20 protein-coding genes are annotated in these 18,136 nt (G+C 63.9%); 14 read left to right on the top strand and 6 right to left on the bottom strand.

The window, feature by feature from the left end; all coding sequences use genetic code 11:
* Positions 1–148 precede the first annotated feature (148 nt).
* Positions 149–2,338, top strand: coding sequence for an HAD family hydrolase (locus HU770_RS04385; RefSeq protein WP_186661287.1), 2,190 nt, complete (start codon positions 149–151; stop codon positions 2,336–2,338).
* 191 nt (positions 2,339–2,529) lie between these two features.
* On the top strand, positions 2,530–3,456 hold the full coding sequence (pbpG, locus tag HU770_RS04390; protein ID WP_033698861.1) for a D-alanyl-D-alanine endopeptidase: 927 nt from the start codon (positions 2,530–2,532) through the stop codon (positions 3,454–3,456).
* A 28-nt stretch (positions 3,457–3,484) separates the two neighbouring features.
* Here pbpG and HU770_RS04395 read toward each other — a convergent pair whose 3' ends face one another.
* Positions 3,485–3,928 carry a hypothetical protein gene (locus tag HU770_RS04395; protein ID WP_186663138.1) on the bottom strand — a complete coding sequence of 148 codons (444 nt, stop codon included), beginning with the start codon at positions 3,926–3,928 and terminating at the stop codon, positions 3,485–3,487.
* 174 nt (positions 3,929–4,102) lie between these two features.
* Between HU770_RS04395 and HU770_RS04400 the strand changes: the two genes are divergently transcribed.
* The 9 genes from HU770_RS04400 to HU770_RS04440 all read left to right on the top strand — a co-directional run bounded on the left by HU770_RS04400 (position 4,103) and on the right by HU770_RS04440 (position 11,660).
* The gene (locus tag HU770_RS04400; protein ID WP_033698863.1) at positions 4,103–5,437 is read left to right on the top strand and encodes a SidA/IucD/PvdA family monooxygenase; all 1,335 of its coding nucleotides are present in this window, start codon (positions 4,103–4,105) and stop codon (positions 5,435–5,437) included.
* 168 nt (positions 5,438–5,605) lie between these two features.
* A complete protein-coding gene (locus HU770_RS04405; protein ID WP_047580997.1) occupies positions 5,606–6,799 on the top strand; it encodes a PepSY domain-containing protein in 1,194 nt (397 codons plus the stop codon).
* Positions 6,796–7,335, top strand: a complete 540-nt coding sequence (locus tag HU770_RS04410; RefSeq protein WP_033698866.1) for a hypothetical protein — start codon at positions 6,796–6,798, stop codon at positions 7,333–7,335. Before HU770_RS04405 ends, HU770_RS04410 begins: the two co-directional genes overlap by 4 nt.
* Positions 7,332–7,652 carry a hypothetical protein gene (locus tag HU770_RS04415; protein ID WP_033698867.1) on the top strand — a complete coding sequence of 107 codons (321 nt, stop codon included), beginning with the start codon at positions 7,332–7,334 and terminating at the stop codon, positions 7,650–7,652. Before HU770_RS04410 ends, HU770_RS04415 begins: the two co-directional genes overlap by 4 nt.
* Positions 7,653–7,663: 11 nt before the next feature.
* Positions 7,664–8,233, top strand: a complete 570-nt coding sequence (locus HU770_RS04420; RefSeq protein WP_033698869.1) for a DUF6162 family protein — start codon at positions 7,664–7,666, stop codon at positions 8,231–8,233.
* 16 nt (positions 8,234–8,249) lie between these two features.
* Positions 8,250–9,152 carry a metal ABC transporter substrate-binding protein gene (locus HU770_RS04425; RefSeq protein WP_033698871.1) on the top strand — a complete coding sequence of 301 codons (903 nt, stop codon included), beginning with the start codon at positions 8,250–8,252 and terminating at the stop codon, positions 9,150–9,152.
* Positions 9,149–9,895, top strand: a complete 747-nt coding sequence (locus tag HU770_RS04430; protein WP_047581000.1) for a metal ABC transporter ATP-binding protein — start codon at positions 9,149–9,151, stop codon at positions 9,893–9,895. Before HU770_RS04425 ends, HU770_RS04430 begins: the two co-directional genes overlap by 4 nt.
* A complete protein-coding gene (locus HU770_RS04435) occupies positions 9,895–10,794 on the top strand; it encodes a metal ABC transporter permease (RefSeq protein ID WP_033698874.1) in 900 nt (299 codons plus the stop codon). Before HU770_RS04430 ends, HU770_RS04435 begins: the two co-directional genes overlap by 1 nt.
* Complete coding sequence (locus HU770_RS04440) at positions 10,791–11,660, top strand: zinc ABC transporter substrate-binding protein (protein ID WP_033698876.1); 870 nt, start codon at positions 10,791–10,793, stop codon at positions 11,658–11,660. The genes HU770_RS04435 and HU770_RS04440 overlap by 4 nt, the downstream gene beginning before the upstream one ends.
* A gap of 52 nt (positions 11,661–11,712) precedes the next feature.
* On the opposite strand, the gene HU770_RS04445 is transcribed toward HU770_RS04440, so the two are convergent.
* The 5 genes from HU770_RS04445 to HU770_RS04465 all read right to left on the bottom strand — a co-directional run bounded on the left by HU770_RS04445 (position 11,713) and on the right by HU770_RS04465 (position 14,888).
* The gene (locus HU770_RS04445; RefSeq protein WP_186654818.1) at positions 11,713–12,765 is read right to left on the bottom strand and encodes a DUF1615 domain-containing protein; all 1,053 of its coding nucleotides are present in this window, start codon (positions 12,763–12,765) and stop codon (positions 11,713–11,715) included.
* A 26-nt stretch (positions 12,766–12,791) separates the two neighbouring features.
* Positions 12,792–13,343: a hydrolase gene (locus tag HU770_RS04450; protein WP_186663139.1), complete on the bottom strand. Its 552-nt coding sequence runs from the start codon at positions 13,341–13,343 to the stop codon at positions 12,792–12,794.
* Between the two features lie 57 nt (positions 13,344–13,400).
* Positions 13,401–14,120 (bottom strand): alpha/beta fold hydrolase, encoded by a 720-nt coding sequence (locus HU770_RS04455; RefSeq protein WP_186663140.1) that lies wholly within the window; start codon positions 14,118–14,120, stop codon positions 13,401–13,403.
* Positions 14,117–14,338, bottom strand: coding sequence for an MbtH family protein (locus HU770_RS04460; protein WP_033698884.1), 222 nt, complete (start codon positions 14,336–14,338; stop codon positions 14,117–14,119). The genes HU770_RS04455 and HU770_RS04460 overlap by 4 nt, the downstream gene beginning before the upstream one ends.
* Positions 14,339–14,486: 148 nt before the next feature.
* Positions 14,487–14,888 (bottom strand): hypothetical protein, encoded by a 402-nt coding sequence (locus HU770_RS04465; RefSeq protein WP_186663141.1) that lies wholly within the window; start codon positions 14,886–14,888, stop codon positions 14,487–14,489.
* A gap of 240 nt (positions 14,889–15,128) precedes the next feature.
* On the opposite strand from HU770_RS04465, the gene purU reads away from it, so the two are divergent.
* The 3 genes from purU to HU770_RS04480 are packed head-to-tail and all read left to right on the top strand — an operon-like array spanning position 15,129 to position 18,126.
* Positions 15,129–15,995 (top strand): formyltetrahydrofolate deformylase, encoded by an 867-nt coding sequence (purU, locus tag HU770_RS04470; protein ID WP_033698887.1) that lies wholly within the window; start codon positions 15,129–15,131, stop codon positions 15,993–15,995.
* Positions 15,992–16,903 carry a bifunctional methylenetetrahydrofolate dehydrogenase/methenyltetrahydrofolate cyclohydrolase FolD gene (gene folD, locus HU770_RS04475; RefSeq protein ID WP_186663142.1) on the top strand — a complete coding sequence of 304 codons (912 nt, stop codon included), beginning with the start codon at positions 15,992–15,994 and terminating at the stop codon, positions 16,901–16,903. The genes purU and folD overlap by 4 nt, the downstream gene beginning before the upstream one ends.
* On the top strand, positions 16,885–18,126 hold the full coding sequence (locus HU770_RS04480; protein WP_033698889.1) for an FAD-dependent oxidoreductase: 1,242 nt from the start codon (positions 16,885–16,887) through the stop codon (positions 18,124–18,126). Before folD ends, HU770_RS04480 begins: the two co-directional genes overlap by 19 nt.
* Positions 18,127–18,136 lie beyond the last annotated feature (10 nt).

Genomic DNA, 18,136 nt, shown 5'->3' on the forward strand with positions numbered 1-18,136 from the left:
CGCCGTCCCGCCCTACCTCTGGGTCGACCCCGAGCGCGCCCCTGTTGATCGCCTGCCCCCTACCTGACCGCCCATGCGCCGTCATACCGCACTCGCCATTCAGTGACTGAAGGTGGGATGTTTCACGCAAGAAAAGGGGCAACACCCAATGATCATGTTTCAGGGCAAGAAAATTCACAGCGCCATCTTCGACATGGATGGCACGATGTTCGACACCGAGCGCCTACGTTTCAGAACGCTGAAACAGGCTTCGCTGGAAATCTTCGGCAAAGCCTTGAGCGAGCAGACACTGATCGGCTCGCTGGGCCTGAGCGCGAAAAGGGCCGAGGCCCTCGCCAAGGCCCACAACGGCGATGACTTCCCTTATGCGCAGATCCGCCAGCGCGCCGACGAGCTCGAACTGGAGCACGTGCGCAACCATGGCGTGCCGATCAAGGCCGGCCTGCTCGAGGTGCTGGAGCGCCTGCGCAAGTCCGGCCTGACCCTGGCGGTCGCCACTTCCAGCCGACGTGCCATCGCCGAGGAGTACCTGATCAATGCCAACGTGCTCAAGTACTTCGACATCACCGTCTGCGGCGACGAAGTCAGTCAAGGCAAACCCCACCCAGAAATCTTTCTGCGCGCCGCCCGCGCGCTCAATTGCCAACCCAGCCAGTGCTTCATGGTCGAGGACTCGGAAAACGGCTTGCTCTCGGCGATCCGCGCCGAGGGCCAGGCAATCCTGATCGAAGACATCAAGCCGCCCGCGCCCGAGGTCAAGGCCGGCGCGCTTAAAGCCTACCCTGGCATGCACGCCTTCCTCGCCGACTTGAGCGAGTGCGTGCCCGACTTGGGCATGCCGGCGCTCGACGATTCGTTCCCTGCTTCACTGAACCAGTTCCGTGTCGGCATCCACGGCTTCGGCGCTATCGGTGGAGGCTACCTGACCCAGGTGTTGTCCCATTGGGACGGCTACACGCGTCCCTGTGAAATCATTGCTGCGACCCGTTCACGCATGCTCCGGGAATCAGTCGCTGCGTTCGGCCGCTACAGCGTGCGCTACGGCGCCAGCGCGTTCGACCAGACCATCGACAATGTGCGCATGATCGACATGGACGACGAGGAGGCGGTGATCGAGATGTACAACGCCGCCGAAGTGGTCGGCATGAGTCTGCCCGAACAGGCAATCCATCATCAGGCCAGGGCCATTGCCAAGGGCTTGCTGCGACGCTTCGAACGCAGGGGGCGCGAGCTGACGCTCCTGATCGTGTTGAACAAGATCGGCGGTGCAGCGTTCGTCCGGCGCCAGGTGCAAGCGCAGTTGGCATTGCTGTGCACGCCACAGGTGTGCAAGCAGGTGCTGGAAAAGACCCACTTCGCCGAAACGGTAGTCAGCCGCATCGTTTCCAAGATCAGCAATGACGCGCTGGTTCGGCAGTTGCGCATCAAGTCGCAGATCTTCAGGAACAGCCTGGAGGACGAGCCGACGGTCACCCGCAAACCCGCCACGCCGGCCCCTGAGTACGAACGGCTGATCGGGCACTTCAGGCCTTTTGCGCAGTCCAGCAGCGCCATGAGCCAGTTGCACCTGATCCTGTTCAACAGCGAGCCCGACATGCCGCTGTACGTGGAGCGTGGCAGTGATTTGCTGGAGCGGCTGCGCCAGGTGAAAACGGTCGCGGACATTACCCAGATCCAGATCATCAAGAACCGTTTGTGGAATGGGCCGCATGCAATCATCGCCTGGTATGCCAGCCTGCTGGGGCATACCTGGGTTGGCCAGGGGATGGGGGACGCCCGTGTCAGTGCGCTGGCAGAGCGTCTCATTCACCAGGAAGTGGCGCCGGCATTGATGGCCGAGTACCCGCAGATGTCAGAGGTTGTCAGCAGCTTTGCCAATGCGTTCCTCGAACGGTGCAAAACGTCGTTCAAGGACCCTTGCGTGCGGGTCGGGCGCGATCCGATGCGTAAATTGCAGCGTAACGAGCGCATCCTCAGCAGTATCGACCTGGCGCGCAAGCATGGCATTCAGACGCCTGCGCTGGCGTTCGGGGCGGCGCTGGCCATTCACTATGCGCTGCACGGCAACGCCAGCAAGGACCGGGAAGCCCAGTTGATGAAGGCGCTGTACAAGGCCAGTGACGAACGTGTCGAAGCGGTGTTGACCCATGACGGGGATTATCACGGCAAGCCTTACCTGGGACTGGACCCGGTCAGTGATGCGGACCTGGTCGAAAGCATTTCGGCCAACTTCCGGCTGTTGCAGCAACGGGACAGGGCTGACTGGACACTGCCCTCTGCGTTGACGCGCGGATCATCTCCATCCCACCTCTGCGAAGTGACGGAATGCGACCGGTGATGGCTCCGAGTTGGCCACGCTTGAAACGAGGGTAATGGGTACAGGATGGGTACAGGATTAAATTTCGTTCACGTAGCGCCCTTTAGTCATAAGGCATTCGACAGCAATTCAGCCATACTCCAGAATGCAGCGGTTTTTGGGGGAAAACCCTTGCACAGCCAACGACATACCAACCTTTAGTGAGCCTCAACGTGAAAACATCCCTGTCTATCCTCAGCCTGCTGCTGTTGCTCACAGGTACCGCGACCCTCCCGTCGACTGCTGCTGCACAACCCCCGACCCAGGTGCAACGCGACCCGGCCAAATTGCACCTGGCCTCTGGCAGCGCGCTGCTGATCGACCTGAATACCAACCGGGAACTGTATTCGAGCCATGCCGATCGCGTGGTCCCTATCGCTTCGGTCACCAAACTGATGACGGCGATGGTGGTGCTGGACGCCAAGCTGCCGATGAACGAAATGCTCACCATGACCATCGCCAACAACCCGGAGATGAAAGGCGTGTATTCGCGCGTGCGCCTGGGCAGCCAACTGGACCGCCATGAAACGTTGCTGATCACGTTGATGTCTTCGGAGAACCGCGCCGCCAACACCCTGGCCAACCATTACCCGGGCGGTTACCCGGCGTTCATCAAGGCCATGAATGCCAAGGCGCGTAGCCTGGGCATGGCGCACACCCGCTATGTCGAGCCGACTGGCCTGTCGACGCTGAACGTGTCCACTGCCCGCGACCTGTCCAAGCTGCTGATGGCGTCGCGCAAGTATCCGATGCTGAGCGAGCTGTCGACCACCCGCGAGAAGACCGTGGCGTTCCGCAAGCCTAATTACACCCTGGGCTTCCGTAACACCGACCACCTGGTGAACAAGAGCAACTGGGACATCAAGCTGACCAAGACCGGCTTCACCAATGAAGCTGGCCATTGCCTGGTGCTGCTGACCCGAATGGACAACCGCCCGGTGGCCATGGTGATCCTCGATGCGTTCGGCAAATACACCCACTTCGCCGATGCCAGCCGCATGCGTCAGTGGCTGGAAACCGGGGCAGCCAAGCCAGCGCCGGCAGTGGCCATGCAGTACAAGGCCGATCGGCAGGTCAAGGGCCGCCTGGCGTCCGAGTAACCGCCATAACCCAAGGCTGCACGGCCTGCTAGGCCGTGCCGCTGACCATGCCGCCCGCGCTGCTGCCACCCTCTTGCTGCAGCAGCTCCAGCAACTGCGCCGTGGCAGCCATGATCTGCCCGTTGAGGGTGGCGATGCTTGCCTGCTTGGCGCCCACAGCAGCCGCCTTGGCAGTTTCGTCCATCTTGCTGTTCTGCAGCGCGGCCAGCTGCTTCTGCTCCTCGACCAGTTGCTTTTGCAGGTCCTTGATCAGCTGACGCAGCTCCTTCACGGTGTCCGAGTCGCCGTTGTCAGTCTCCGTGGATTGCGCCTGCCCAGCCCCGGAAATCTTCATGCTGTCGCTACTGATGCTCAAGGGTCCCAGTGCCTCACCGGCCTCTTGTGCCTGCGCGCGTTCGGTGGCTGCATTGGCACTCAGCGTCTGCGCCGAGACGCCGTTGATCATCAGGTTGCTTGCCGTTATCCCGCTCATGTCGATTCCCTGCCTGAAAGATAGGTCCTTACCGTAACCCCCCTATCGGCCGCCCCATGCAGTTCTTTAGCCCGCTTAAATTCCCCCCTGCCTGGCTCGTTCCAAGAAATGTACTTGCGCAGGAGCCGGAGCCCCGGCGGGCGTCCACATTCGACCATTCAGGGAATCGCAGCCATGAGCCAGTCCTCACACCAGGAAACAATCAAAGATCTGATCGGCGTGGGCTTCGGCCCTTCCAACCTGGCCTTGGCCATCGCCCTGGAAGAACTCGCTCAGTCCCAGGGCCACGCCCTGGACGCGCTGTTCATCGACAAGCAGAAAGACTACCGCTGGCACGGCGAAACCCTGGCCACCCAGAGCGAGCTGCAGATTTCGTTCCTCAAGGACTTGGTTTCCCTGCGCAACCCGACCAGCCCCTACAGCTTCGTCAACTACCTGCACCAGAAGCAGCGACTGGCCGACTTCATCAACCTCGGCACCTTCTACCCCTGCCGCCTGGAGTACAACGACTACCTGCGCTGGGCCGCAGAGCACTTCGCCACCCAGGCGGTGTATGGCGAGGAAGTGGTGCGCATCGAACCCGAGGTGAATGCCGGCCGGGTCGAACACCTGCGCCTGGTATCGCGTGACCAGCAGGGCCGCGAATACAGCCGCCGCACCCGCTCGGTGGTGGTCGGCAGCGGCGGCACGCCGAAAATCCCGGAAAAATTCGGCGCGTTCAAGGACGACCCGCGCGTCTTCCACCACTCCCAATACCTGAGCAGCCTGAACAAGCTGCCGTGCACCGAAGGCAAGCCGATGCGCATCGCGGTGATCGGCTCCGGCCAGAGCGCCGCCGAGGCGTTCATCGACCTCAACGACAGTTACCCGTCGGTCAAGGTCGACATGATTCTGCGTGGCTCGGCCCTCAAGCCGGCCGACGACAGCCCGTTCGTCAACGAGATCTTCTCGCCGGGCTACACCGACCTGGTCTACAACGAGCCGGCCGATCAACGCAGCAAGCTGTTGGGCGAGTACCACAACACCAACTACTCGGTGGTCGACCTGAACTTGATCGAGCGCATCTACGGCATCCTCTATCGCCAGAAGGTCGCGCACCAGTTCCGCCACAACGTGCTGTGCCGACGCCAGGTAGAAGCGGTGGTGGCCACCCGTGAAGGCCTGGAACTGACCCTGCGCGACCTGGCCACCGGCCAGCAGCAGACCCACCGCTATGACGCCGTGATCCTGGCCACCGGCTACGAGCGTCGCTCGCACCGCGACCTGCTGGCGCCGCTGGCGGGCTTCCTGGACGACTTCAGCGTCGACCGCAACTATCGGGTCCTGGCCAGCCCAGACCTGCAGGCCTCGGTTTACCTGCAAGGCTTCTGCGAAAACAGCCACGGCCTGAGCGATACCTTGCTCTCGGTGCTGCCCTCCCGCGCGGCCGAAATCGGCCAGTCGCTGTACCAGGACCTGTCGCGCCTGAACGGCCGTTCGCAGCCGGCTGTCGCCTTGACCCGCGCCTGATTGCCCGCCTCTTCAAGCCGGCCTGACGCCTCGCGCGAAGGCCGGCTTACGCCTTCTGAAACATTTGCTTGCATTTAAAACGGCAGGATTTCCATTCTCATTCGTCTTTATAGGTGCAGCCCTCTAGGTTGGGCATAAGCTCGACTACACATTTCAGAAGACGATCAGATGGCCAAATCACCGAAAAAATCCAAATCCAAGCTGTGGTTCCTGGTCCACAGCTGGCTCGCCCTACCGATCTGGTTCTTTGTGCTGATCGTCTGTTTTACCGGCATGCTCGCCGTGGTCAGCCAGGAAATCGTCTGGCTGGCCAACCCGGACGTGCGCGCCAGCAAGCCTGACGGCGATGCCGAACGCTTGAGTTATCAGCAGGTGCTCGACGCTTTGCACAAGGCCGAGCCGGACATGGCCGTGGAGTCGCTCAGGCAGCCGGATGGTTCGCACTTCGCGCTGACCGCCGATGTGACCTTCCCTGACGGCACCAGCCCAACGCTCTACGTCAACCCCTACACCGGGGCCATCCAGGGCAAGAGCCCGGACTTCAACTTCGAAGGCTTCACCCGCGCCTTGCATGGCTGGTGGCTGGTGCCCTTCACCAATGGTTTCAGTTGGGGTTGGTACCTCGTCTCGATCCTCGGCCTGCCGATGCTGGCCTCGCTGGTCACGGGCCTGGTGGTCTACAAGAAATTCTGGAAGGGCTTCTTCAAGCCAGTGCGCACCGGCCATGGTTCGCGTATCTTCTGGGGCGACCTGCACCGGCTGGCCGGGGTCTGGTCGATCTGGTTCATTGCGGTCATTTCCATTACCGGTACCTGGTTCCTGATCCAGGCGATCCTGTTCGACAACAACATCAGCATCTCCAGCCGACCTATCGTGCCGGTCATCGCCCGTGAGGATGTGCCGCAAACAGCCGATGGTAGCCAGGCGCCGCGCATTGATGTGGATGAAGCGGCGCGCATCGCCGGCTTGGCGATCCCGGGCCTGGAGATCAGCTCCGTCTCACTGCCTGCTACTGCCTACAGCCATGTCACCCTGGGTGGCCGCGGCTGGTACCCGCTGATGTTCCAGTCCGCCGCCGTCAACCCCTACACCCGCACCGTCGACAGCCAGTTCTTGATCAGCGACCGCTCTGCCCTGGAGTTTGTCACCGAGTCCATGCGCCCCCTGCACACCGGCGACTTTGGCGGCCTGCCGATCAAGCTGATCTGGTTCTTCTTCGGCCTGGTCCTCACCCTGATGGTATTCAGCGGCCTGCTGATCTGGACCAAACGCACCGCCCAGGCGACCGCCGCCGCCCTCAAGCGCAGCGAGCGTGCGCCACGCGTGGCAAGCCGTGAAACCACCGTGGAGATCCGCCCATGAGCCAGGCCCAGACCCTGCCCGCCAGCCCGCTCAAACAGTGGTGGCTGAAGTGGCGCTTTCACCTGAACATCCTGCTGATCCTCATCCCGCTGGGGTTCATGCCCAAGTACTTCGCCGACGCCAAGCTGTTTCGCGGCGACGCGGGGCTTGGGGTGAACGTGATCAGCGACATCCAGGTCGGCCCCTACAGCCTGGACCTGGCCGAAATGCGCGACGAGGCGCCACGCGCCGACGGCCCGGCGGGCCACTTCAAGTCGTTCAATGCCTCGCTGTGCAAGGCGTGCATCAATGACGTCAAGGCGGTCTACCTGCGCATTGGCAAACCGCGCAGCCTGCGCGCCGCTGGCACCATCTTCTTCGGCGCACCGTATCGCATGGGCACCAACCTGCCGATACCGCCACGCACTCAGCCTGATGCACAAATCTGGATCACCCTCGAAGGCTGGGACGGCAGCATGCACCAAGCTTCAGTGCCACTGGCCAAGGCTTCGCCCGCCACCGTGGCGTGGCTCGAAAAACAAGGAGGCAAGAAATGAAACACCTGATGCGCAAGCTCGCCCTGCCCTTGCTGGTGCTGGCCGCCGGCCCCGCCCTGGCACACAACCCGATGTGCGAATGCGAAGAGGTCGCCAGCGGCCAGGTCAAATGCACCGGCGGCTTCTCGGATGGCAGCGGCGCCCCTGGGGTGACCCTGGATGTGATCGGCTACGACGAGCAGGTGCTGGTTGGCGGCAAGCTCGGCGACGACTCGACCCTCACCTTCAAGCGCCCCGACGGTGAGTTCTACGTGCTGTTCGATGCCGGCCCTGGGCACGTTGTCGAAGTCGACTACGCCGACATTGGCCAACCATGAGCACGCCTACCATGAGCCGTGCCCAGGTCGTACGCCCGGCTGGCGCTGGGCACGAAACCCTGTACGTGCTGCTGGTCAGCCTGCTGATCGTGATTCTTGCCGCTACCGTGGTGATGCTGCGCGGCGAACGCGAGGACGAGCAGGCCATCGCCAGCCACCAGATCGACGCCCGCCGCGACCTCACCGCCGCTGAACAGGGGCTTTACACCGACCTGCGCGTGGCCTTCGACGAGATCCAGCTGCTGCGTGAAGAAACCGCCGCCGTGCCCAGTGTGCAAGCCCTGGCCGACGAAGGCCTGCCACCCTTCGTGGTCGACGCAGGCAGCCAGAGCCGCGGTAGCCACCAGTGGTCATGGCTGGAAACCGGCGCCTACCTGGGCCGCAGCCAGGCCCCGCAGGTAGCGGGCAGCCTGCTGCTGATCCTGCCGGGCGACAGCAGCGGCCAGGCAGATGTCTGGCTACGCCGCGACAGCGCTGCCGTCACGCCGGATGACCTGGGCCACGCCGCCCTGATCGCCGCCGGCTGGCAACAGGTGGTCAGCCACTACGACGCCGGGGTCACCCGCGAACACCGTCACTGAACCCAAGGACTTCCCCATGTTCCGCTCCGCCCTCGCCCTGCTTCTGGCCCTTGCCCTGCCGGCAATGGCCCTGGCCGATAACGGCAAGCCGTTGCGCATCGGCATTACCCTGCACCCGTATTACAGCTACGTGAGCAACATTGTCGGCGACAAGGCCGAAGTGGTGCCGCTGATTCCGGCGGGGTTCAACCCGCATGCCTACGAACCACGGGCCGAAGACATCAAACGCATCGGTACGCTGGATGTGGTGGTACTCAACGGTGTCGGCCATGATGATTTCGCCGACCGCATGATTGCCGCCAGCGAAAAGCCCGGCATCGCCACCATTGAAGCCAACCAGAACGTGCCTTTGCTGGCCGCCACCGGTATCGCCGCCCGGGGTGCCGGCAAGGTGGTCAACCCGCACACGTTCCTGTCGATCAGCACCACCATCGCCCAAGTCAACAACATTGCCCGGGAGCTGGGCAAGCTCGACCCCGACAACGCCAAGCTCTACACGCAGAATGCCCGCGCCTATGCCAAGCGCCTGCGTGCCCTGCGTGCCGAAGCCCTGGCCAAGGTCACCGAAGCACCCAGCGCCACCTTCCGCGTGGCGACCATCCATGCGGCCTACGACTACCTGGTGCGTGACTTCGGCCTGGAGGTCACAGCGGTGGTCGAGCCGGCCCATGGCATCGAACCCAGCCCGGCCCAGCTGAAAAAAACCATCGACCAGCTCAAGGCGCTGGACGTCAAGGTGATCTTCTCGGAAATGGACTTCCCGTCCGCCTATGTCGAAACCATCCAGCGCGAGTCGGGCGTGCGCCTGTACCCGCTGACGCACATTTCCTACGGCGACTACACCAAGGAGAAGTACGAGGTAGAGATGAAGCGCAACCTCGATACCGTGGTCCGCGCCATCCAGGAGAACCGCGCATGACCGCCGCCGCCCACCTCGACGCGCCCAGTGGCCCGCGCATCGAATTCGCCGGCATCGACCTGACCCTCGGGCGTACCCGCATTCTTGAGCAGGTCAGCTTCAACGTGGCGGCCGGCAGCGTGCATGCGATCGTCGGCCCCAACGGCGGCGGCAAGAGTTCGCTGATCAAGACCCTGCTCGGGCAGATGCCCCACCAAGGCCAGTTGACTTTGCACTGGCCCAGCGCCCTTGAGGTGATCGGCTATGTACCCCAGGCGTTGGAGTTCGACCGGGGCCTGCCGATGACCGTGGACGATTTCATGGCCGCGATGTGCCAGCGCCGGCCGGCCTTTCTGGGGCTGTCGCGCCGCGTGCAACCGGCCATCGATGCCGCCTTGGCGCGGGTCGGCATGCTCGACAAGCGCAAACGGCGCATGGGCGCGTTGTCGGGCGGTGAGCGTCAACGGGTGCTACTGGCCCAGGGCCTGATCCCCGAGCCGCAACTGCTGGTGCTGGATGAACCCATGTCGGCCCTCGATGAAGCGGGCATCCAGGTCTTCGAACAACTGCTGCACAGTTGGCGCCAGTCCGGCACCACCGTGCTATGGATCGAGCACGACCTGCAAGCCGTGTTGCGCCTGGCCGACCGGGTCACCGGCCTGAGCCGCCAGGTACTGTTCGACGCCCCACCGGCACAGGCCCTGACCCCGGAGCGCCTGCTCAGCCTGTTCTCCGTTCACCCGCGCAGCGAGAGCCTTGCCTGATGAGTTTTGAAGCATTTCGCCAACTGGTCCAGGAATGGGCCAACGCCGGCTACCTGCCCGAGGCACTGGCCTACGGCTTCGTGGTCAATGCCCTGCTGGCCGGCCTGATGATCGGCCCGGTGCTGGGCGGCCTGGGCACCCTGGTGGTGGTCAAGCGCTTTGCCTTCTTCTCCGAGGCGGTCGGCCATGCCGCGCTCACCGGCGTGGCCATCGGCATCCTGCTGGGCGAGCCCTATACCGGCCCCTACGGCAGCCTGTTCGGCTACTGCCTGCTGTTCGGCATCCTGCTCAACTTCCTGCGCAACCGCACCGGGCTGTCGCCGGATACGCTGATCGGCGTGTTCCTGTCGGTGTCCCTGGCCCTGGGCGCCAGCCTGCTGCTGATGCTGGCGGGCAAGATCAACGTGCATATCCTTGAGAACGTGCTGTTCGGCTCGGTACTGACCGTCAGTGCCCAGGACCTTATGGTGCTGGGTATCGTCGCGGTGCTGGTACTGGCCCTGGCCTTGCCCCTGTACAACCGCATCATGCTGGCCAGTTTCAACCCGCAACTGGCGGCGGTGCGCGGGGTAGCGGTAAAGACCCTGGACTACCTGTTCGTGGTGCTGGTAACGCTGGTCACTGTGGCTTCGGTGAAGGTGATCGGGGCGATTCTGGTCGGCGCGCTGCTGGTGATACCGGCGGCGGCCGCACGCCTGGTCAGCCAGTCACTGAAGGGCTTTTTCTTCATTTCGGTGCTGATCGCCACGCTGAGCACCCTGCTCGGCATTCTGCTGCCAATCGTCTACGACCTGCCGGTGCCCTCGGGCGCGGCAATCATCCTGGTGGCCGGTATCTGCTTCGCCTTGGCCGCGCTGGCCCGCGCCCTCGTTCCACGCCTGCAAGGAAACCCGGCATGAACCTGAAACAGCTGACCTTGGCACTGGCCCTAGCGGGCCTGCCCTCGCTCTCTTTCGCCACGCAAGTGCTGACCACCCTGCCCGTCACCCACAGCCTGGCCACGGCGTTGCTCGACGGTACCTCGGTGCAACTCAAGCGCGCCGCACCTGCCAACCTGCCGGCCAGCCGCCAGCCGTCCTACTTCAGTGGCCGCGGCGGCGCCACCCTGGAGAAGGCCGCGCAACAGGCAGACGCCGTCATTGGCGTACGCTCGATCTGGCGTGATGACCCGCTATACCCGATGGCCCGGCGCAGCAACATCCGCATCGTCGAAATCGATGCGGCGCGGCCGGTGGACGGTGCCTTGCCGGGGATTGCAGTGACCGGTGACGATGCCTACGGCGCGTACCCGTGGCTCAATCCGACCAACCTCGGGCGCATGGCCGATGTGGTGGCCAATGACCTTGAGCGCTTGTCGCCGGCTGACAAGGCGAAGATCCAAGGCAACCTGGCAGGCCTCAAGCGCCAGTTGCTGGAGTTGACGGCCAACAGCCAGACCCAACTGGCCGAGGTCGACAACCTTACGGTGGTGAGCCTGTCCGAGCGCTTGGGGTACCTGGCCAGCGGGTTGAACCTGGATGTGGTGGAGCAGGCGCTACCGGCCGAGGGCAAGTGGGATGAAGCGGCGCTCAAGGCGCTGGGGGACAACCTGAAGAATCAGGATGTGGCGCTGGTGCTCGACCACCGCCAGCCGGATGCCGCGGTGGCCGAGGTGATCAAGGCCTCTGGGGCGACGCTGTTGGTGGTGGAGAGTGATGCCGATGATGCTGTGGCAGGGTTGAAGGCCAGTGTCGAGCAGGTGGTTGGAGCATTGACCGAAAGCTGACGCCTGGTGCTAGGAGCGCCCTTGCAGGGCGCTCCTACACAAGGTTTTAGCGCTAGCGCTTCATGCACCGCTGATAACGCTCATCCACCCTGCCGGCGAACCACGCGGTGGTCAGTTTGCGGGTAATTTTCGGGCTCTTCAGCTGAATCCCAGGCAGTACCGCACGCGGCACCGGCTTACCCGCCGCTGCATCCGCCAAGGCGAATACCCCGCTGTACAGCTTGCTGTCTTCAAAGGCCAGGCTGTCGCCCAATTCCAGCTGGCTGCGAATCTGCGGGTTGCGCAACCCCAGCTTCACCCCCAGCCTGCGCGCCGCCTGCTCGGTGCTCCCTGGCATGATCGCGCCTGGGGCAATCAAGTCCCCGTCCAAGGCCAGGTTGGCTCCCGCCACCTTGCTCAGCGCAGCCTGGAACGCCGCATTGCGGCTGGCGTACCAGCCTGCGTTGAAATCTGCGAAACGGTACAGCTGGCGGTCGTAATGCACCGGGTAGCCGAGCAGGTGGGCAATCCCGAAATACATGCCCCCACGCCGGCTGAACACTTCCTGGCGTACCGTGCCGTCGTAGGTGTAGGGGTAACCCTTGGCATGCTGTTCGGCAAATTCGATGCTCACCTGCATCGGCCCGCCGGTGTGCACCGGGTTGAGCCCGCCCAGCAAGGTCTTGCCCAATGGCAGGCGGGCAATGACTTCGTCGAACAGTGCACTCAGCTGCTTCTCGCTGCGTACCGCAAGTAGCCGCTGCTGATAGCTTTGGCCGTTGCCGGACGGCGTTTTCAGTGCACCGTCGACCAGCAAGCGCGGGATGTGCAGGCGCGCGGCGCGGCGGTCGATCTCGTCACGGGCAATACGCCCCAGGTTGGGCACCTGCGGGTCGGCATTGAAGGTCGACTCTTGCTCGGTCACCGCCAGTACCGCGCACAAGTTGCTCTTGCTGGGGGCAATGCGCTGGGCTTCGAAGGCCTGCTGAATGTCCTTGGCCCAGCCCTCACGGTCCTTGGCCTGAGCGGGTAAAAGCCGCAGCAACTGCGCACGCACCTTGGCCGGGTCCGCTTCTGGTTCTTCTTCACGGCGCCCGGCACAGCCTTGCAGCAGCGCCAGGGCCATCAGCCCCGCCGCCAGTAACCGCGCGTTCAGGGCTGCTCACCGACCAGGTAGGTCTTGCTGATATGGCGGAACAGCGGATGGCTGGCACTGCCCATCAGCTCGAACAGCACCATCTCGCGGGTCACGATGTGCGCCCCGGCTGCGCGCATGCGCGCCAGGCCTGCAGCCTTGCTGGCGGCCGTGCGGCTGTCACAGGCATCCTCGACCACGAACACCTGCTTGCCCAACGCCAACAGGCCGAGCACGGTCTGCAACACGCAAACGTGGGTTTCCATGCCGCAGACGATCACCTGCTCACGCGCTATCAGGCTGGCCGGCAGGCACTCGGCGGCCACACAGGAAAAATGGCTTTTTTCCACTACCTCGGCAGCGGGCGACGCAGCAATCAGCTCTGCCAACGTATGGCCAAGCCCTTTGGGGTACTGCTCGGAAACCACGGTGGGCAGCTCCAGCTCGGCAGTCGCCGCCAACAACCAGCGCGCCCGCGCGCGGGTGCCCTCAGGGTCGCTCATGGCGCCGATGAGTTTTTCCTGGATGTCGACGACCAGCAGCGTGGCCTTGTGTGGATTGATCAGCATTGTCTGCCCCTTGCCTGGGAAAAGGCCTAGCCTCCCCCAGGCAAGCGGTGACGTCAATCAGGCAGAAAGCCGATGCGGCTCAAGCGACGCGGCCAGCACGCCGAGTACGCGGTCCTCGTGTTCGTGGATGAAGAAGTGGCTGCCGGGGAACACTTCCAACGAAAAGTCCCCCAAGGTTTCCTTGCGCCAGGCCAGCAGTTGCTCCTCGCTGGCTCGGTCATCCTCGCCACCCAGCACGTGCAGCGGGCACTGCAACGCAGGCCGCTGACGATAGGCATAACGGCCGCAGAGCAAGAAATCGGCACGCAGAATCGGCAAGGTCAGGCTCATCAGCTCGGCGTTGCCCAGTACTTCCTCTGGCGTACCGTTGAGTTCGCGCAACTCGCTGATCAGCTCATCGTCGCTTTTAGGGTCGCGCCAGTTCTTGCCGTCATAGTCTTCACGCCGGGTAGGGGCGGCGGTGCCGCAGGCAAACAACGCCAACGGCGGCGGACAACCCAGCGCCTGCAGCTCGTGGGCCAGCTCGAAGGCCAGCAACGCGCCCAGGCTATGGCCAAGCAGTGCGTAGGGCGCGCTGGCCGCCAAACGCTGTTCGCCTGCCAGTTGCCGGGCAAGCGCCTGCATGTCGGTTTGCAGCGCTTCCCCCATGCGCGCGCCGCGCCCAGGCAGCTCCACCGGCCGCACCTGAAGCCAGGCTGGCAGCTTGCGCCGCCAGCGGCTGTAGACCATGGCGCTGGCCCCCGAGTACGGCAGGCACAGCAGGTTCAGCGTGGTCACTGCGCTGCGGCTTCGGCCATCTTCTGGCGCAGGCTCAGCGGGCGCATGTCGGTCCAGACTTCGTCGATGTAGGCCAGGCAGTCTTTTTTCAGGCCGCTCTTGCCCACTGCACGCCAGCCAGTGGGGATTGCCTTGTAGTCGGGCCAGATCGAGTATTGCTCTTCGTGGTTGACCACTACCTGGAACTGGATATCGTCGCGGTCGAAAACGGAAGTCATTGCCTGTCTCCTTGAGTGATAGAGGCCGATACGCGTAGGGCGTAGGGCGGCTCTTAAGTAGACGTAGGGTGGTGCGGAAAAATTAGGGGGATTTGGGGTGCAAGACTTGGGCCTTGCAGCGCCTGTCAGCCAATTCACCGGCCCCCCTTCAAGCCCCCCGCAGCAGGTCATGGTCATCGAGCAAGCGATAAGCCACCTGCGGATTACGCTCCAACCCCCGCCGAATCGCTGCCGGTATCAACTGCCGGGTCTTGCGGCACAACCCCGGCTGCTCATCCAGCTCGATCACGATCCCGCGCATGGTCCGCACCTCGTTGAACCCAGGCGCAATGCGCACACGAATACCCAGGTTCTCGTACATCCGTTGCTGCAGCCGCTGCAGGTCATCCAGGTCCTTGAGGTTTTCCAACCGCTCGATCAGGCGTTTTTCTTCCTGCCGGGTAAGCAGGAGGATGCGCTGCGCCGCCGGCGGGTGCTCGGCCAGGTGCTCGCGGCCGCAGTTACAGACACCAGGGGGGCAAGGTTGGCGAAGGCTGGGTGCTGTGCTCATGGGCCAAGCATAGCGCGTGCCGGCCTCTTCGCAGGTACACCCACCCTGACAGGGAGGACGCAGCCTTAAAAAATTTCCTGTCAGGATAAAAAGTTTCACAAAACCCTAGACCGCGACCCACCTCTTCGCCTATAAATCGCCTAAAGGAAATTAATATTCCTAACAGGAAACAATATTCGCCGCCCCGCGAACCTCTTTGCCCTTGTGCCGACCTGCCCCACTCCACCACGAGGCCCCGACATGCACCCCGCTCCCGATCATTTCATCCTGCGCGTCAGCTGCCCGGCCGTGTCCGGCATCGTCGCCGCAGTGACCACCTACCTGGCCGAGCACGGCTGCTACATCAGCGAGATGGCGCAGTTCGACGACGAGGACAATGGCCGCTTCTTCATGCGCGCCGTGTTCCGCTACAACACCGGCGTGAGCGGCGACACAGCGCAACTGGAAGCGGGCTTCACCGACGTTGCCCAGCGCTTCGACATGGACTGGAGCCTGCACAGCAGCGCCCGCCCGATGCGCGTGCTGCTGATGGTCAGCAAGTTCGACCACTGCCTGTCCGACCTGCTCTACCGCCACGCCAAGGGCGAGCTGGACATGCACATCACCGCGGTGGTCTCCAACCACCTCGACCTGCGCCCCATGGCCGAGCGCCAGGGCATCCGTTTCGTCTACCTGCCGGTGACCAGGGAGACCAAGGCCGAGCAGGAGGCCGCGCTGATGCGCATCGTCGAGGACAGCGGCACCGAGCTGGTGGTACTGGCGCGCTACATGCAAATCCTCTCCGACGACCTGTGCCGCCAGCTGTCCGGCCGGGCAATCAACATCCACCACTCGTTCCTGCCCGGCTTCAAGGGTGCCAAGCCCTATCACCAGGCCTATCAGCGGGGCGTCAAGCTGATCGGTGCCACCGCCCACTACGTCACCAGCGACCTCGACGAAGGCCCGATCATCGAGCAGGAAGTGCAGCGCGTGGACCACGCCTACGCCCCCGAAAACCTGGTGGCGATCGGTCGTGACACCGAGACCATCGCATTGTCCCGTGCGGTGAAGTACCACCTGGAGCACCGGGTGTTCCTCAACCACGACCGCACGGTGATCTTCAAATGAACGCCACCCTCAGCGTCAAACTGATCGACGGCAAGGCCACCGCCGCGCGGGTATTGGCTGAAGTCCGAGAGCAGGTGCAGACCTTGCGTCAGGGCGGCGTGCAACCGGGCCTGGCCGTTGTGCTGGTGGGGGCAGATGCCGCCAGCCAGGTGTATGTGCGCAACAAGGTGCTGCGTGCCGAGGAAGTGGGCATCCACTCGCTGGAACATCGCCTGCCCGCCGACACCTCCCAGGCTCAACTGCTGACCCTCATAGACCGGCTCAACCGCGACAGCGCGGTCAACGGCATCCTCGTGCAGTTGCCACTGCCGGCGCATATCGACGCACACCGCGTACTGCAGGCCATCAACCCGCTCAAGGACGTGGATGGCTTTCACAGTGAAAACGTCGGCGGCCTGGCCCAGGGCCGCGATGTGCTCACCCCTTGCACGCCCAGTGGCTGCATGCGCCTGCTGCGCGATGCCTGCGGTGAGCTGCGCGGCAAGCATGCGGTGGTGGTCGGCCGCTCGAACATCGTCGGCAAACCCATGGCCGCGTTGCTGTTGCAGGCCGACTGCACGGTGACCGTGGTGCACTCGCGCAGCCACGACCTGCCAACGTTGTGCCGCCAGGCCGACATCCTCGTCGCGGCGGTCGGCAAGCCGAGGTTGATCGGTGCCGACTGGCTCAAGCCCGGCGTGGTGGTGATCGACGTGGGCATCAACCGCTTCGATGAACACGGCCGCAGCCGCCTGGTCGGCGATGTCGACTTTGCCGCCGCCTTGCCCCAGGTCGCCGGCATCACCCCGGTGCCCGGCGGCGTCGGCCCGATGACCATCGCCTACCTGATGAAAAACACCCTGCTCGCCCTCGACCTGCAACAACAGGCCGCCCACCAGGAGCGCACCGCATGCCTTTCGCCCTGCTGAAATACGGCCTGAGCGCCGACTACCCGGTGGAGGTCGACCTGCCACCCCCTTGCGACCTCAAGCCGCACTACGACGTGGTGATCATCGGTGGCGGCGGCCACGGGCTGGCCATCGCCTATTACCTGGCCAAGTACCACGGCATCACCAATGTCGCGGTGCTGGAAAAGGCCTACCTGGGCGGCGGCAACACCGCACGCAACACGGCGGTGATCCGCTCCAACTACCTCACCAGCGAAGGCGTGCGCTTCTACGCAGAATCCGTGCGGATGTTCCAGAACCTGTCCAACGAGTTCGACTTCAACATCATGTACTCCGAGCGCGGCCAGCTCACCCTGGCGCACACCGACGCCACCGTGCGGGCCTTCCGCCAGCGGGCCGAGGTCAACAAGCACTTCGGCGGGCGTACCGAGATGATCGACCGCCAGCAGATTCGCGAGCTGGTGCCGAGCCTCAACCTCGACCCCGGCCACCTGCCGGTGCTGGCTGGGCTGTGGCATATCGACGGCGCCACCGCGCGCCACGACGCCGTGGCCTGGGGCTATGCCAAGCAGGCGGCCAAGCGCGGTGTGCAGATCCACCAGCTGACCGAAGTGCAGGAGCTGCTGATCCGCAACGGGCGCATCGAGGCGGTCAAGACCAACCGCGGCACCGTGCAGTGCGGTTGCGTGGTGCAGGCGGTGGCCGGGGCCAGTTCGCTATTGATGGCCAAGGCCGGCATCCGCGCGCCGATCCATACCTACCCGCTGCAGGCCATGGTCACTCAGCCGTTCAAGCCGTTTCTCGATCCGCTGGTCAGCTCGTCGGCGCTGCACTGCTACGTGCAGCAGACCAGCCGTGGCGAAATCGTCTTCGGCGGCGGCTCCGACCCCTACCCGCTGTACAACACCCGCTCCACCCTCGACCTCAAGGAAAGCCTGCTGGCCCACGCCATCGAGATGTTCCCGTTCATGGCCAACGCCAAGCTGATGCGCCAATGGGCCGGGAGCACCGACATGACCCCGGACTACAGCCCGATCATGGGCCTGTCGCCGGTCGACAACTACTACCTGGACGCCGGCTGGGGTACCTGGGGCTTCAAGGCCACGCCCATCTGCGGAAAGACCATGGCCGAGCTGGTCGCCAGTGGCGGCAAGGTGCCAGAGATGATCGCGCCGTTCGCCCTGGAGCGCTTCAGCCGCTTCCAGCAAGTCAACGAGATGGGCGCCACGGCGGCCAGCCACTAGAGGAACGCAC

This window comes from Pseudomonas sp. SWRI68, assembly GCF_014269165.1.
Lineage (GTDB): Bacteria > Pseudomonadota > Gammaproteobacteria > Pseudomonadales > Pseudomonadaceae > Aquipseudomonas > Aquipseudomonas capeferrum.